Annotated in this window: 12 protein-coding genes; 2 read left to right on the plus strand and 10 right to left on the minus strand. The window is 71.2% G+C overall.

Annotated features, from left to right (window positions below; all coding sequences use genetic code 11):
- Positions 1-133 precede the first annotated feature (133 nt).
- From BJ964_RS37420 to BJ964_RS37430, 3 genes are all read right to left on the minus strand, one after another.
- Positions 134-970: a hypothetical protein gene (locus BJ964_RS37420; RefSeq protein WP_188125071.1), complete on the minus strand. Its 837-nt coding sequence runs from the start codon at positions 968-970 to the stop codon at positions 134-136.
- A 217-nt stretch (positions 971-1187) separates the two neighbouring features.
- Positions 1188-2273 carry a peptidoglycan-binding domain-containing protein gene (locus tag BJ964_RS37425; protein ID WP_188125072.1) on the minus strand — a complete coding sequence of 362 codons (1086 nt, stop codon included), beginning with the start codon at positions 2271-2273 and terminating at the stop codon, positions 1188-1190.
- 1 nt (position 2274) lies between these two features.
- Positions 2275-2604 (minus strand): hypothetical protein, encoded by a 330-nt coding sequence (locus BJ964_RS37430; RefSeq protein ID WP_188127589.1) that lies wholly within the window; start codon positions 2602-2604, stop codon positions 2275-2277.
- Between BJ964_RS37430 and BJ964_RS37435 the strand changes: the two genes are divergently transcribed.
- Complete coding sequence (locus BJ964_RS37435; RefSeq protein ID WP_229806680.1) at positions 2597-4369, plus strand: hybrid sensor histidine kinase/response regulator; 1773 nt, start codon at positions 2597-2599, stop codon at positions 4367-4369. The genes BJ964_RS37430 and BJ964_RS37435 overlap by 8 nt on opposite strands.
- Positions 4370-4396: 27 nt before the next feature.
- Here the strand turns inward: BJ964_RS37435 and BJ964_RS37440 are convergent, their stop codons facing one another.
- From BJ964_RS37440 to BJ964_RS37470, 7 genes are all read right to left on the minus strand, one after another.
- Positions 4397-4942: a chorismate mutase gene (locus BJ964_RS37440; RefSeq protein ID WP_203832427.1), complete on the minus strand. Its 546-nt coding sequence runs from the start codon at positions 4940-4942 to the stop codon at positions 4397-4399.
- Between the two features lie 52 nt (positions 4943-4994).
- Positions 4995-6206, minus strand: a complete 1212-nt coding sequence (locus BJ964_RS37445; protein WP_188125073.1) for a signal peptidase I — start codon at positions 6204-6206, stop codon at positions 4995-4997.
- A 35-nt stretch (positions 6207-6241) separates the two neighbouring features.
- On the minus strand, positions 6242-6820 hold the full coding sequence (locus tag BJ964_RS37450; RefSeq protein ID WP_188125074.1) for a hypothetical protein: 579 nt from the start codon (positions 6818-6820) through the stop codon (positions 6242-6244).
- A 520-nt stretch (positions 6821-7340) separates the two neighbouring features.
- Entirely contained in the window at positions 7341-7964 is a 624-nt protein-coding gene (locus tag BJ964_RS37455; RefSeq protein WP_188125075.1) for a TetR/AcrR family transcriptional regulator C-terminal domain-containing protein, read from the minus strand.
- A gap of 66 nt (positions 7965-8030) precedes the next feature.
- A complete protein-coding gene (locus BJ964_RS37460) occupies positions 8031-8993 on the minus strand; it encodes a response regulator transcription factor (RefSeq protein WP_188125076.1) in 963 nt (320 codons plus the stop codon).
- 86 nt (positions 8994-9079) lie between these two features.
- Positions 9080-12709, minus strand: a complete 3630-nt coding sequence (locus tag BJ964_RS37465; protein ID WP_188125077.1) for a S8 family peptidase — start codon at positions 12707-12709, stop codon at positions 9080-9082.
- 81 nt (positions 12710-12790) lie between these two features.
- Complete coding sequence (locus tag BJ964_RS37470) at positions 12791-13618, minus strand: alpha/beta fold hydrolase (protein WP_188125078.1); 828 nt, start codon at positions 13616-13618, stop codon at positions 12791-12793.
- Positions 13619-13716: 98 nt separating this feature from the next.
- On the opposite strand from BJ964_RS37470, the gene BJ964_RS37475 reads away from it, so the two are divergent.
- A complete protein-coding gene (locus BJ964_RS37475) occupies positions 13717-14517 on the plus strand; it encodes an alpha/beta fold hydrolase (protein WP_188125079.1) in 801 nt (266 codons plus the stop codon).
- The last annotated feature ends 1012 nt before the right edge of the window (positions 14518-15529 follow it).

Consider the following 15529-nt stretch of genomic DNA (forward strand, 5'->3'; position numbering starts at 1 on the left):
GATTCTTCGTCGATGTGTTACATGCGCCACAGTAGAAGTGATTGTTCTAGCTGTCCATAGCTTCCAGCTGATCCAACTCAAACTTTCGACAGATCCTGCAAAAGGTCCGGCGGGGCGCCCTCAAGAAAGATCCTTAAAGACCAAAGCCCCAACCATCCAGGGGTACGGTCGGCGGCAGTCCCGGCCACTGCGCGGGCATGACCGGGCAGTGCACCGACCCGTGGCAGAAGTCCGGCAGCAGGTCACGGATGCCCAGGTCCAGGCCGTCGTAGAGGATCCCCGGGCCGTCCGGGCCGCGGACGATCAGCGTCCGGTCACGGTGATCGCGGTGCGGCTGCGGGCGCTGCCGGTGCGGCTTGCCGGCCGTGGGCTCGGCCGCGGGCTTCACGGCCGGCCGGGGGCGGACCGGCTGAGCAACGGCTGGCGCCGGACGGTTCGTCGTCGGCTTGATGATGATCACCGGCGGGGTTTTGGTGGGCCGGCGAGGAGGCTTCGGAGCGCCCGTGCCGGGTTTGATGACGATCACCGTAGGGGCCGGGGGCTTGATGATGATCACCGGCGGCGTCGTGGCGGGCCGGTGCGGCTTCGGAACGCCCGGACCGGGTTTGATGACGATCACCGAAGGGCTCGGGCTCGGCGTGACGACAGCCATCGGGCGAGCCGGGCTCGGGTCGGCGACGACCGGGAGGGCGACGGTGGGCGTGGGGAAACTCGTGACCGGCGACGACTGGATCACGGTGGGCGTGGGCGCCGACGACGGCTGCGTGGCAGCGGGCGCGGGAGATGTCGCCGGCCCCTGCGTGACGGTGGGCACGGGCGTGACCGGGTTGCCCTGCGAATCGAGGATACGCAGCACGAACGCGTCGGCATCGGGTGCCGGGTCCGGGACGGGACCGCCACTGCGGGCGATGGGCGGTGGCAGCAGCGTCGTGATGACGGCGACCCCGGCGAAGGTGACGATCCTGTGCATCCGGGTGATCTCCTCGGGCTGGTGGAACCGAACCACCCGAGGTTAATCCCTAGATCGGACAAAACAGTCATTACTCGCATAAGTGCACTACCTGCGGGTGGCCCGCGGTGACGTCGTCCACCGGCGAGCCACGCGCCGCGCGTACCGAAAGATTGGTTCTGTCAGGGAAATGCTCGAACGAGCGGAGACGACGAGCCGGACCTGCGGTTCCTGACGGTCAGGGCGACGACACCGACGGAGCCGGGGAGGGTCTCGCCGCGAGGGCGTTCTCGACCGCGGCGATCGTGGCCGCGTCCACGGTTCCGGTCGGCTCGACCCCCAGGTCCTTCTGGAACGCCTTGAGTGCCTCGGTCAGCTGGTCGGTCCAGTTGCCGTCGACCGGCCCGGTCCAGAACCCGGCCAGCTTCAGGGTCTGCTGCACGGCCGCGGTGGACGCGATCGCCTCGTCGGCGGCCGCACCGCCCTTGGCCCGCAGATCCTTCTGCAACGCCGCGTCGGTGGCCTTGTCGACGGTGCCGGTCTCGGTCAGGCCGTGCGCCTTCTGGAGTGCCCGCACCGCGTCGACCGTGGTGGGACCGTAGACGCCGTCCACCTCGGCCTTGTAGTAACCGGCCGTGGACAGCGACTTCTGCACGGCCAGCGTGTAGTCGCGGGCCTGACCCCGCTGCTCCTCGGTGGCGCAGCCGGCCTCGCCCAGCAGGTCCAGCCACGACATCTCCAGCGCGACGGCCGCCGAGTTGAACCGCTCCGACGCCTGCCGCAGCGGTGTCTGATCGGCGACGCCCTCCTGGGCCGCGGTGAAGTCGGCGTCGGCCTGTCTGACCCGGCTGACCGTGGTGTCGGCGACGGACGCCCGCGGCTCGGGCGCCTTCGACGGCGACGGCGACGGGGCGGGCGGCAGCGACGCGCCGGCGCGGGCGGACGCCAGGGCCGCGGTCGCCTCGGCCAGCTCCTTCTCGGCGTCCGCGACCGCCTGGCGGGCGGCGGCGAGCTTCTCGACCGAGGTGACCACCTCCGACCGGGGGTCGGCCAGGTCCGCGCCGGCCTCCTTCACGTCGCCGACGGTCGGCGCGGTGCCGGTGATCAGGTCGCCGTACCGGTCCAGGGCGGTCACGTAGGAGGAGCTGGTCCGGCAGAAGGCCTCGATCTGGCCGGCCAGTTCGGCCTGCGCCCCGGCGAGGGCCTCCTGCGCGTCGGCGAGCTGCCGTTCGGCGACCGTCACCCGGGCGCCGCCGTCGGCGCTGTCGCATCCGGTTACCGCGAGAATCCCGGTGAGAATCAGGATCGGTACGCGGGCCCGCATGTCAGCGGCGGTTGTTGCGTTTGCGGAGAAAAACCACGATGCCCGCGACCACCAGTAACAGGGGAAGGACAAGTCCCCACATCAACGCACCAGTCATGCGCTGATCGTGGCACTCCGGCGAGCGCTCCCGGATCATCCCGGCGGGATGAGGAGGCGAAATGACACGATCGGCCGTTTCTCCGGCGGGTTCGGTGGGACGCGAATAGTCTTCCGGTATCCGGCGAGACTGGGGGCGGAGGGCTGCCGACATGAGGCCTCTGAGACCGGCGTCCGAGGCATCGGCCGGCCCGCGTTCGATGCACCTCATCGCGGTGGCCTTCGTGATGATCACCTTGATCGCCGTGGTCTCCGTGGTGCTCCCGGCGGGAATGCACGTCTTCGGCATGACGGCCATCGGGACCGCGCTGGCTGCCGCCTCGGCGAACCCGCGCGGGGTGCTGGCCGTCGGCTGTTACGCCCTCGTCACGGCCTTCGTGGTCTCCACCTGGCAGGGGCTGCTCGGCACCCCCGATCAGATCCTGCGGCTGCTGGTGGGCGCCGCGTTCGTCCCGATCAGCTGGGCGATCGCCGTCCACCTGCGAGAACTGCTGCGGGCGACCGCGGAGGCGGCCAGCGATCGGGGCATGCTGGCCGCGATCGTGGAGCAGTCCACCGACGCGATCACCGTGCTGGACCGCGACGGCACGGTGATGATGTGGAACGCCGGCGCGGAAAATCTGTACGGCTACCGGGCCGCCGAGATGGTCGGCCGGAGCTTCACCCGCGTGCTGCCCGCGGAGCGGGTGCCGTACTTCCGGCGAGCGCTGGCCGACGCGAACGCCGGCAAACACGTGATCCTCGACGAACTGCCGCGGCTCCACCGCGACGGCACCACGTTCCTGGTGTCGCTCGCCGCGGCGCCGATCCGCGACGAATCCGGCCAGGTGGTCGCCTCGGCGGCCACCGAACGCGACATCACCGCCCAGAAACGGCGCGAGGCCGAGGAACGGCAGGCCCGGGAGCGGACCGCCCGGGCGGCGCGGATGGAGAGCCTGGGACAGCTGGCCGGCGGGGTGGCGCACGACTTCAACAACCTGCTCGCCATCATCCTCAACTACGCCGACTTCCTCGCCGACGAGGTCACCGCCGACGGCCGCCGGGATCTCGACCGCATCCGTGAGGCCGCCGACCGGGCCCGCGCGCTGACCGGCCAGCTGCTGCTGTTCGCCAAGCAGGAACCCACCCCGGTCGAGAACGTCGACCTCAACGAGGTCGTCAGCAGCTCCAGCGAACTGCTGAGCCGCAGTATCGGCCCGAACATCCGGCTCGTCTGCCGCACCCACGACCAGCCCCTCCCGGTACGCGCGAACCGCGGCCGCCTCGACCAGATCCTGCTCAATCTGGTCATCAACGCCCGCGACGCGATGCCCGACGGCGGCACGGTCGTCGTCAGCACCGACCGGACGCCTGACGGCGGCGCCCGGCTGTCGGTCGCCGACACCGGCTGCGGGATGACCGCCGAGGTCCGCGACCGGCTCTTCGAACCGTTCTTCACCACCAAACCCGCCGACCAGGGCACCGGGCTCGGCCTGGCCACCGTCTACGGCATCGTCGAGGACGCCGGCGGCCACATCGGCGTCGCATCGTCGCCGGGGGCGGGCACCACCTTCACCATCGACCTGCCGCGGGCCGACGGCCCGGCCCCCGGAGCGGCCGGAACGTCGGCGGCGGGTCCGTCGCCGGGTCACGGTGAGCACGTGGTCGTTCTCGAGGACGAGGATTTCGTACGCGACGCGGTGATCCGGATTCTGCGGGAGAACGGATTCCGGACCACCGTCCTGCATGAACACGATCCGGCCGCCGTCCTGGACGACGCCGACCTGCTCATCGCCGACATCGCGTTGCGCCACAGCTCCGGGCCGGAGGTCGCCGTCCGCCTGCGCCGCCGTCACCCCGGCCTGCGGGTGCTGTTCATGTCCGGCTACAGCGAACGGGACCTGCGCGACCGCTACCAGCTCGACGACTCGGTCCGGATCGTGCCGAAACCGTTCACCGCCGTCGAACTGCTCGCCGCGGTCGGCGACGCCCTGGCGGCCACCGCCGGCCACCACGGATAGCAGCCCACGCGCCGGCTCCCCGGCCCGTCAGCCGGTGCAGATCGGGGCGATCGCGCCGCGCAGGGCCTTCTCGTGCAGCGGGTCGAGCCGGTGCCGGCGGTCTGCCTCACCTTCCGCGAGGAGCAGCAGGTCGCGGCAGCGGCGGGTGGCGGCGCGCAGGTTCGCGGTGGCGGCGAGCCGGCCGACGAACGCGGCGGTGATCCGGTCCAGGTGCGGGCGCACCTCGGTGACCAGGTCGGGCCGTTCGGCCGGGACCCGCTCGGGGTGCCGGGTCCACCGGTCGAACAGGCCGCGCTGCACGGTCTTGCTCATCTCGATCTGCGCCCGGAAGAACGCGACCGTCTCGGCGGGGTCCAGCCCCGCCTCGGTGGCCATCGCGGCGGCCCGGTCGAGCACCTGCTGTTCGCGGGCCGGATCGTCGATCGGCTGGTCCGTGCCGAACTTGGCGGCGGCCACCCGGTCGGCCAGCAGCAGGCGCTCGGCTGCGAGGCTGACCAGCTCTTTCAGATCGCTCGACGGCGGCAGCGCGGTCGTCATCGCCGCGGTCAGACCAACAACAAACAGATATATCACCTTTCCACCATATAGTCCCGGTTTAGGCTGGCCGGCGACCCTGCGGCTATGGCTAGCTGGCCGGGGGCTCGTATGACCAGGTGTTGCCGGCGTTGGATGTCGAGATGATCTGTGCTTCGACCCATTGCTTGTTCATGTCGAACCAGTAGAAGTCGGTGGTGACGGTGCCGGCGTTGGTGTTGTGCTGGGGCACGTCCAGGGTGACGGTGAAGCGGAAGGTCATCTGTGTCTTGCCCGGGGGCCAGGTGAGGTCGATGGGTGCCCACCGGCCGTGGTTGTTGTTCAGGTCGGCGATGGTGCCGGTGTAGACGGTGGTGGCGGATGCTTCGTGGAGGCGTTCGATCGTGACGTTCAGCCATTTCGCCACGTCCGTACCGCTGCCGGTGTAGGACGAGTTGGCCGTGTAGAGGCGCAGGTCGGGATCGTATGAGCCGGCCCCTGGGTCGTAGGTCACCGTGATGGTCCGGGTCATGGTCACCGCGCCGGGAGTGGAGAACGTCGGGTCGGTGGTGGTGAACATCGGGCCGGAGGCGCTGGTGGACAGCGGCGTGGACGGGGCCTGGCGGCCGGAGGCGAAGGTGTTGGCGGCGTTCACGACGGTCGCGGTGTGCGCGGCCGCGGAGCGGCCCACGGTGGCGGGTGCGATGAAGGTGGCCGCGGCTGCGGCGGAGACGGCGAGGGTGAGGATCGCGCTGCGCCGGAAGCCGGGCAGGTGGGACCGGTTGGCGGGCTGGACGCCGGCGAGCAGGCCGGTGAACCCGAGCACGGTCAGCGCGAGTGGTACGACGTCGTGTTGCTTGGCCCACAAGAGGGACATGCCGACCCACGGGACCATGAGGAATGCGCGGCCCTGGACGGCGTCGCGGGTCACCCCGAGCAGGTCGGGGGTGGGGTTGCTGTCGCCCTGGGTGATGTAGGTGCCGTCGGGGTTGATCCCGACGATGCGGTGGGTCAGCAGTGTCCCGGGCTTGGCGGGGTTGTGGACGGTGACGACTTTGCCGAGCAGCGGGGTGTTGTCGTCGATGTCCCTGGTGACGACGATGTCGCCGACCCGGATGCGCGGAGCCATCGATCCGGACACGATGACGGTGGCGTTGAAGCCGAACGGGACGAGCACCACCGCCCACATCGCGAGGCTGGTCAGGGCCCACAGCATCGCGCGGGCCATCATGATCCGCAGGGCCTCGGCCCAGCTGGGGTTCTCCGGCCGGGTGAGCCCCGTGACGCGACGGTGCCGGTCGGCAGGTTCGGCCATGGTCGCCATCACGGGGCTCCTCTCGTCCGCGGCGGTGGGTGCGGCTACTTCCCGGTCGCGGTGAACGCGAACCCGACACTGCCGAGGGTCGCGTCGTACTGGGTGGTGCCGGAGGCCAGCTTCACCGTGAAGACGTACTTCTGCGACTGGGTGGGAGTGGCAGGGTTGCCGGTGATGTCCCACAGGACCGGCACGGACAGCGCGCTGAGCTTCTGCTCGGCGGCGCCGACCACGTCACCCGCACCGTTCTTGACGGTGACGAGCAGGTCGTCGGCCAGCTCTTTACCCGTACCCGTGGCGCCGGTGGCGGTCAGCGCGACCACGGCGTCGTGCTTGCCGGTGTAGTTGACGGTGATCTCATTGGAGATCGTGTCGCCCGGCTTGAGCACACCGTTGGCGGCTTTGCCGTTGAGGTGCTCGGTGGCCGTGTCGAACAGCGGCAGCGTGGCGACGGCCGAGTTCTTGTCGGTCAGCTGGAGGGCGACACTGTCGTGCACGGCGAACGAGTTGCCGGCGTTGGTCTGGGTGTCCGTGAACGCGGCGCCGGAGAACCCGAGCACGACGGCGGCGGACACGGCCAGGCCGAGCGGCGCCGCGGCCCACCTGAGAAGATTCATGTTCATGGCTCGCTCCTTTCAGGAGCCGAACTCGGCGATCGGGAGTACGTCCCGATCGAGGGCACCTCGGCGCGCCGACTGCTGATCCTCATGATCGGTGGGCGGCCGGGTGGTTTACCCGTCGTCTGCAGGCTGGTGCACAAGCTGGCGGGCGACCGCGGTGACCGCGGGTCCGCTGCTCCTGCAGCTGGGTGACCTGTACCGGGATGGGTCTTCGGGGTGCGCGGGGCCGTGTACGGCCGGGGTCATCTCCGGTGGACCGAACAATGCACGGGTACGTCGCGGTGGCCGTGAGGAACGCGTCCTCGGCCCGCTGCCCGGTCGGGTGTCCGAACAAGACCACTATCGCTGGATATGCACTCGGAGGACCACCTCCACCAGCACCCGCCGGGGCGTTGGTGCCGCGGCTTGAGAGGTGCTGCACCCCTACGATCGGCACCAGCCCGCACCGGTACAGCGGCACCACCGACCGATCCCTGTGACCCACGTCGCGCCGAACGGCTACCCGGGCGGCGGACCGGTCCCGTCAGGTGGCTTTGACCGCGGCGCCCTCGATGACCACCTCGAGACAGTCACGGAACAGGTCGTCCACCGTACGGCCGGGTTGGAAGTATTCGGCGACGGCGGCGACCACGGTCGGGTGCTGCCGGGTGAACGTGTCCATGTCGAAGCCTTTCAACGCCTCGGGGTCCGGGCGGGGCGCCTGCTCTTCGAGGACGTGGCCGACCGTGAAGCGCTCGACGGTCAGAACGATCACGCGAGCCTGACGCAGCGGCACGCCGCGGGCCACGAGAGTGTTCATGGCCAGTTCGGAGATCCCCGCCATGGCGCGGGAGAGCTGGGCGGTGGAGACCACCCGGGCGCCGTCCGGATGGGCGAGCAGCGCTCGGCGCAGCCGCTCGGCCAGGCCGCTCAGCCAGTCCCGCCAGTGCTGATCCGGCTCGGGCGGTGACATGTCGCCGAACTCCTGGTCGAGGATCGCGTCGGCGATCGCGGTGACCAGGGCCGCCTTGTTGGGCAGATGCCAGTAGAGGGTCGGCGACTGCACACCGAGCCGCGCGGCGAGTTTGCGTGTCGTCACCCCGTCGAGCCCCTCGGCGTCCAGCAGAGCGACGGCCTCGGCGACGATACGCTGTCGGTCTAGCGCCAATGCGGTACCTCCCGTCGGCACTCTATCAGTGCTAAAGTCACCCTATCAGTGATAGAGAGACCGCTGTCAGGTCCAGTCGTGGCGGGCCGCGTACCACCCGAGTTGCATGCGGGTCTGGACACCGGCCAGGTCCATCAGGTGCCGCAGGCGCCGTTGCAGGGTGCGTAGCGAGAGGTCGAGCTGGGTGGCGACGGCCTGGTCGGTGAGCCCGGCGAGCAGCAGCGCCAGGATGGTCCGGTCCAGCGCCGTGATGACGTCCGCGGCCGGCTCGCCGAGGCCCGCCAGGTCCAGCGGGTGGGCGTGGCTCCACACCGTCTCGAAGAGCGCGTCCATGGCGGTGAGCAGCCCGGACCGGTGCAGCAGGACCGCGCCCGGCTCCTCACCGGCGGCGACCGTCAGCGGCACCAGGGCCAGTTCGTCGTCGGCGAGCATCAGCTTGATCGGCAGGGACTCGGTCACCCGGATCTCGACGCCCTGGCGCAGCGACTCCATCGTCTCGGCGACCATGCCGGGTGAGGAGAGCGCCGGCTGGTCCATGACGACCCGGTAGCGCACCCCCTGGGCCACCATCTGCGACTCGACTGGGTTGTCCCCCGGCGCCACCGCCACGTGCGGGGTGGTGACGAACATACGCACCTGCCGTCGGGCGGCGTGCTGCACCTGCGCGAACCGGTGCCGGAGCGCCTCGACGCCGGTGACCACCTCGATCAGCTCGCTGATGGTGCGGCCGGCCATCGCCTTGCGGTGCTCCTCGGCAAGCGTGACCAGCGCCAGTTCGGCGTTGCGCAGCTCGGCCCGCCGTTCACTGATCATGGCGCCCAGCGCGACCGCCGGGGGCGCCGCCGCGAAGACGCCGTCGGGTGTGGACTTGACCAGCCCGCACGCCGTCAGCCGGTACAGCGCGTCCTCGATGACGGCGACCGGGAGTCGCAGGGCGACGGTGAGTTCGGCCAGGTCGGCCTGGGCGCGACCGGCGAGGACACTGTAGACCGACTCGTGGTCGGGGCTCAGGCCCAGAGCGGCGAGCATCGGTGGCCGTCTCCTCTCCACCCGGGGGTGCGGAGAGGATATGCCGGGCCCCGGGACGTCGCCGCCCCAGGGCCCCGCGAATGGGATCATCGGAGGCCGTACGCCCGAATGATCTCCTGGTTGATGCTGAACCCGGCGTCGGTGGCGCCGGTGGCGCGCACCGAGAGGAAGCCGCCGGGCCGCCTCGGCAGTTTCAGCGTGCTGGTCCACCAGCCGCCGTCCGTGCGCAGCGTCGCCTTCTGCCAGGTGGCGCCGTCGTCGTAGGACACCTCCAGGCCCACCGAGGTGACGGTGCCGGTGTCCGGGCCGCCGCCGGCCTGCGGGATCGGCTTCACCCGGATCTTCCGGGTGCTGCCGGCCGGGACGTCACCGCGCTCGTCGGTGTCCAGGCGGTACTCCATCTGGAGCAGCGCCATCGGCTCGAAACGGTCCGAGTCGTTGGAGCTGGAGACGAAGTCCCATTCGGTGTGGGTACGGGTGGACAGCCGCCACTTCTCGGCCGGGCGGGAGGCGTCCAGGACCAGGTGGTAGGGCAGTGTCCCGGGCGGCACCGCCTTCCATTGCAGCGACGACGAGTACTTGTTCTCGTGCAGCAGCGTGTCGCCCTGGTAGAGCTTGAGGTTGGTGGGCACCGAACCCCACTCCAGGTTGCCGCCGTATTCGAGGGTGTCCCCGGACGACGTCCACGCCTGCACGTTGATGGTCATGTTGTCGCGGTAGCGGCTGTTCTGCACGGCGAACGTCCGGTTGAACGCGGGCCGGATCGCCGGGGCGAACCAGTCCAGGCGGGTGGCGCCCTTGGCGTAGGTGTTGCGGTTGGCCGAGACCGTCCAGGTGCCCTGCGCGTGCGACTCGGACCACACCTGTCCGGGGGTGACCCATTCGGTACGGGTGGACGGGTGCCACTCCCGCTCCGCGAAGCCGAGCGCCGGGACGAACGTCACGTCGTACCGGCCGCCGCTGCCCTGCACCGGCTCGGTCGGGTTGTAGTAGTGGGCGTCGATCCGGGTCAGGTCCGTGGCGCGCGGGTGGTACGTGAGCGGCCGGTCCGGCACCTTTCCGGTGTAGGTGCGGGTCAGGTCGTAGAGGTAGGTGGCGTACGGCACCTGGTTGGTGGCGATGTGCCGCCGGCCCGACTTCGCCAGCTCGATGAGGCGTGCCCCGGCGTCACGGTGCACGCTGGCGACCGGGATCGGCGACGCCCCCACCACCTCGTTGAGGATGCCGGCACCGTCGTTGACGACCAGCAGGAGTTTCGCTCCAGCGGCGACCGCGGCGGCGGCCCGGTCGGCGGCGCTGATCGCGTCGCTGCGGGTCACCACGACCGCCTTGCCCTTGGCGTCCGGGTATTCGCCGGGGGTGCCGGTGCCCGCGTAGACCAGCGGCAGGACGTCCCGGCCCGCCTCCATGGTGCTGCCCGGCTGGACGGTGGCGTCCAGCGGCGGCAGGCCGAGCGCGCTCAGGCTCAGCAGGGGCTCGCCCTTGCGCCACCGGTTGACCAGCGTGAACGTCACGTCCTCGACCTGCTCGGTCGGCGAGAGGTAGACGTCGTCGAACCGGACCGGGATCAGGAACGCGTCCCGGAAGCTGTCGCCGCCGGGGTAGGTGATCCCGTAGTCGACCTTGCGCTGCCGGTTCTCGGTGCGCTGCGGTGTGCCGGTCTCCAGCGGGCGGGCCTTGCTCGCGTCCAGCACGACGGTCGCCGCCTTGCCGTCGATCACGGTCTCCGGGTCGACCAGGATCGCGTAGCCGAGGGAGTCGGCCCGCTCACCCGGCACCTGGAGGACGGACTCGACGGTGTAGGTGCCCGGCGGCATCCGCAGTGTCTGTTCACCGGTGACGGTGTAGTAGTACGGGTCGAACTCCCCCGCCTTCTTCAGCAGGACGGTCGCGGTGGCGGGCTTTCCGTCCCGGCCGAGCAGCTTGATGGTCAGGTCGTAGCGCTCGTCCTCTTTGATCAGACCCAGCGACGTACGCGTGACAGCCGCACCGGTGGCGGCATCGGTGCCGACCAGGTACCCGGTGTAGCGGCCGGTGCCGGGCGCGGTCGGGTCACCGCTGACGCCGACCGTGGCGGCGCCTCCCGCGGGCACCGTCACCGAGCCGGCGCCGAGCTCGAACGGGCCGGTGGCGGCCAGGTTCAGAGTGACCGCGCCGGTGCCCGTGTTGGTGAAGGTGACCTGCTCGGTGACCGGCTCGTCGGTGGGCTCGTGCGGCCAGTCGAAGTTGCCGAAGAACACCGAGCCGGTCGCCCGTACCTGCTCGCGGACGGCGGCGGCCACGTCGACCCGGCCGGTGCCGACCTGGTACGGCGTGTAGTTGGTCAGCCCCTTGGCGCTGCTCATCAGCGCCTCCTTGAGCTGCGGGCCGGTCCAGCCGGGATGCCGCTGGGCCAGGATCGCGGCCGCGCCGGAGACGTGCGGGGTGGCCATCGAGGTGCCGCTGATGCTGCGGTACAGGCCGCTGCCGGTGGTCATCTGCTGCGACCGGGCGGCGTTGATGGCGACGCCGGGCGCGGTGATGTCCGGCTTGAGGGCGCCGCTGCGGATCAGCGGGCCGGTGCTGGAGAAGCCCGCGAGGCGGTCCTGCTTGTCGACGGCGCCGACGGTCAGCGCGCTGGCGGCCGAGCTCGGGGTGCCGATGGTCTCCGGCCCGCTGTTGCCGGCGGCGATCACGAACAGGGTGCCGTACCTGGCGGACAGCGTGTCGACCGCGACCGCCATCGGGTCGGTGCCGTCCGACAGCGTCGGGTCGCTGAGGCTCATGCTGACGATGTCGGCGCCGGACTCGGCGGCCCACTGCATGCCGGCGAGCACCCAGGAGTCGAGTCCGGAGCCGCTGTTGTCGAGCACCTTGCCGACGATCAGGTCCGCGCCGGGCGCGACACCCTTGTTGACACCGCTGGAGGCGGCGCCGGTGCCGACGATCGTCGAGGCGACGTGGGTGCCGTGACCGTTGACGTCGGCGGTGTCCTGGCCGGGCACGAAGCTGACCTTGTCGTCGATCTGGTCGGCGAGGTCGGGGTGGGTGGCGTCGATGCCGGTGTCGAGGACCGCCACCTTCACGCCGGCGCCGTCGTAACCGGCGGCCCACGCCTCGGGCGCGCCGATCTGCGGGACGCTGTCCTTGAGGTTGGCGGTGACCCGCCCGTCCAGCCAGAGCTTGCCCGTCTTCTCGCCGAGTGCGGTCCAGAACGGGCGGGTCTGGCTCTTGTCCACGGTGAGCGCGGCGGCACCCACCGTCCGCAGGTCACGGACCAGTTTCGCGCCGCGCGGGACGGCCGGCGCGGCCGTGCGTGCCGCTCCCGCCGGGACGGTGCTGATCACCGGTACGACGCTGGTCTTCGCGTCGTCGTACCCCATCTCGAGCAGGTCGGTGACGTTGAACAGGCGGCGGTCCAGCCGGTTGGCGCTGAGCAGCGGCAGCACCTCGTCGGGCAGGACGAACAGGTCGTCACCGCTGCGCTGGAGCCGGACACCGCCGGGGGCGCCGTCGGGCCGGTCGACGTCGACGGTCTCGGCGCCGCCGTCGGAGCCTCGCACGGTGACCACGTCACCGGTGATCAGGGTGATCGTGTGGGTGGTGGTGTCGGTCTTCGTCGGTGTTCCGGGAGCGGCCGCGGTGGCGGGGGCCTGCACCGCGACGGCTGCGCCGCTGAGCAGACCGGCCGCGGCGACGGCGGCCAGCAGCCGGCGCCGCATCAAGGGGGAAGACATGAAAGGATTTCTATCGGTACGGTCGATGCCGGTGAATACCTGACGGTGGCGGAGTCGCGCCAAGGCACGACTCCGCCAAACTCAGAGCCGAACCAGGTCGGCGAGCAGTTCCGGAAGTCCCGGCGAGCAGTAGACGTGCCCCATCCCCGGTACGACGTGCAGCTCGGCGTGCGGGATCGCGGCCGCCAGCGCCTCACCGTGGGCGAGCGTGACGACCGGATCCTGGTCTCCGTGCACGACAGCGGTCGGTGCGGTGACCGTGGACAGCGGCGTGCGCAGGTCCGGGCTGTCCCGCTGACAGGCCGGCCCGTGATGAGCGGCCGCCGACGGGTCGACCGCCCGGGCCCAACAGCGTTCCAGCATCGCCCGGCAGGCCGGCTCGTCGAACGGGCGGACGTCGCCGTTCATCACCCGGAACAGGGCCACATCGGACTCCACACCGGGCCGGGTCCCGGCCGTGGCGGCGAGGTGCTTGCGGAAGCGGTCGTCCGGTGGCGGCAGGTCGCCGGGGCGGGCGCCCATCGGGGTGGTGGAGAGCAGGGTCAGCGACCGCACCCGGTCCGGCGCGTGCACACCCAGCCACTGCGCGATCATGCCGCCCATCGACGCCCCGGCGATGTGGGCGGACGGCAGCCCGTAGGCGTCCAGGATCGCCAGCGCGTCGGCGGCCAGGTCGGACAGCCCGTACGGATGCCGGTCGAAGTCGACGACGCTGGACAGCCCGGTGTCACGATGGTCGTACCGGATCACCTGCACCCCACGGTCGACGAGCCGGCCGACCAGCGCGTCCGGGCAGGTGAAGCCCTGCGCCGACGACCCCATGATCAGCAGGACGGCCGGGTCACCCGGATCCCCGGTCCGTTCCGTCCACAGTCGCAGAGGCCCGGCGGTCACCATCGTCTCGGTCATAGCCGGCGACGGTAGGCGATCCACCGATCGCCCGCCGCCGGTTTCCGCACCGGAACCGGATCATTGATCATCGCCGGCTCCGGGTGTTGGATGGCGCGGTGGGCGCTGATCAGTCACTCGACATCAACGGGCGAGTGCTGCGCTATTGCGTCTACGGTCCCGCCGACGGCACTCCGGTCATCGCGCACAACGGCACCCCGAGCACCCGCTGGCGACGGCCGGACCAGATCGAGACGATGCACCGCGCCGGCGTACGGGTGCTGATGCCGGACCGCCCCGGCTACGGCGGCTCGACCCGCCGCCCCGGGCGCAGCGTCGCCGACGCGGCCGGGGACGCCCGGGCGCTCGCCGACGCGCAGGGCTGGGAGCGGTTCGCCGTGTTCGGCGGTTCCGGAGGCGGACCGCATGCGCTGGCCTGCGCCGCTCTGCTGCCCGACCGGGTGACCCGGTGCGCCGTGCTCTCCGGCATCCGGCCGTCCGAACCGGCGGACCCGCCGGACGAGCGCACCCTGCGGCCCGAACTCGAACGGATCTCCCGCGACATCATGGACCGGGTCGCCGCCGGTGGGCCGGAGATGCCCGGCATGCCGCCGGGGCGGCCGGCCCGCGACGATCCGGAGGCCATGGCACGGTTACGGGCGACCTTCACCGACAGCTACGACGGCTGGGTCGACGACAAGATCGCCTTCGCCCGGCCCTGGGGTTTCGCCATGCCGGACGGGACGGTTCCGGTCGGCGTCTGGTACGGCAGCGACGACCCTCACGTGCCGGGCGAGCACGCCCGGTGGCTGCTCGAGAACATCCCCGGAGCGCGGGAACACCGGTACGCCGGCGGCCACGTGCCCGGCCCCGAGACCTTCCGGCAGATCTACGACTGGCTGCGCGCCCCGGCCGGGTGAGTGGCCGGTACGGCGCTCCGGTCACGGTCCGGCATTCCCCCAGAACCTTTCCGGTACGCCCGGCGCCGTCGTCAACCGCAACCCACCCCGTCCCGCCCTGCCACGCGAGCACCTGCCACTCCAGACCGTGCCGCGCCCGCCGGGCTCAGATCGGTGGCCGGGCAGGCCGGCCCAGTCGCCGCCACCGGTACCTGCCGCCGGTCACGGCAGGTTCACCCGCCCGGCCTCCGGTCACGCTGGGCGAATAGTCGCGTTCCCGCCGCCCCGGCACCCGGGTTGCCCAGCCAGTCACGCCGAGCGGGTGGTTACGGTGGTGATCGCCAGGCACCCGGGTTGCCTCTCCCGGCCGTTGCGCCGGTCGCGGCGGGTGGGTGGCGGCGGTTGACGTCAGTCGCGCCGCCGGGAGTTACTCACCGTGACCATGGCAGTGGTGCGTGGCGGCGCGTGGAAGATTGGTGCTGCGCTGGCCACCTCGATGTTCCACAAGGGCCGGCGAACGGGGTTTCTCGCTCACAGGGTGTTCCGGCTGGTCGGGTTTGCGGGGGTGAGCGCGCACGAAAGCCGCCGGGTGGGTGATCGTCACGGCGGCAGGGCGGGGTGAGCGCACACGCTGGCGATGTTGTGATCGCCTACCTGGTCTACAGCGGTGGTGACCGCGCACGTGGCGGCTTCCGTGTGCGGCCACCGGGCCTGACGGAACCGCGGATGACGATTGCCGTGACCGGCGCAACGGCCGAGAGCGGGCAACCCGGGCGCCTGGGAAGCGAGACCGGGACCACCCACCCCCGGTGACCGGCGTCACGGCCGGGAGTTGGGTGACCACGGCGCCGGACCGGCAAGGGGTGACCGCAAGCTGGGCGGGTGGGCGCGACCCTGACCGGCGGCATCCACCGGTTCACGCGAAGGAGCCGCGATTCAGCCGGCGGGCGCGTTGGGGGCCTGGAACCGCCGGGAGGCCGCGTGGCGGGTCACGGGGCGGGGAACTTGCGGTTGTGGGGTGCGCGAAGCGTAC

Origin of the sequence: Actinoplanes lobatus (assembly GCF_014205215.1) — a bacterium.
Taxonomy (GTDB): domain Bacteria; phylum Actinomycetota; class Actinomycetes; order Mycobacteriales; family Micromonosporaceae; genus Actinoplanes; species Actinoplanes lobatus.

Coding starts and splice junctions, on each gene's coding strand:
- BJ964_RS37420 (WP_188125071.1), bottom strand. CDS start 970: ATGCACAGGATCGTCACCTTCGCCGGGGTCGCCGTCATCACGACGCTG.
- BJ964_RS37425 (WP_188125072.1), bottom strand. CDS start 2,273: ATGCGGGCCCGCGTACCGATCCTGATTCTCACCGGGATTCTCGCGGTA.
- BJ964_RS37435 (WP_229806680.1), top strand. CDS start 2,597: ATGATCACCTTGATCGCCGTGGTCTCCGTGGTGCTCCCGGCGGGAATG.
- BJ964_RS37445 (WP_188125073.1), bottom strand. CDS start 6,206: ATGGCGACCATGGCCGAACCTGCCGACCGGCACCGTCGCGTCACGGGG.
- BJ964_RS37450 (WP_188125074.1), bottom strand. CDS start 6,820: ATGAACATGAATCTTCTCAGGTGGGCCGCGGCGCCGCTCGGCCTGGCC.
- BJ964_RS37460 (WP_188125076.1), bottom strand. CDS start 8,993: ATGCTCGCCGCTCTGGGCCTGAGCCCCGACCACGAGTCGGTCTACAGT.
- BJ964_RS37465 (WP_188125077.1), bottom strand. CDS start 12,709: ATGTCTTCCCCCTTGATGCGGCGCCGGCTGCTGGCCGCCGTCGCCGCG.
- BJ964_RS37470 (WP_188125078.1), bottom strand. CDS start 13,618: ATGACCGAGACGATGGTGACCGCCGGGCCTCTGCGACTGTGGACGGAA.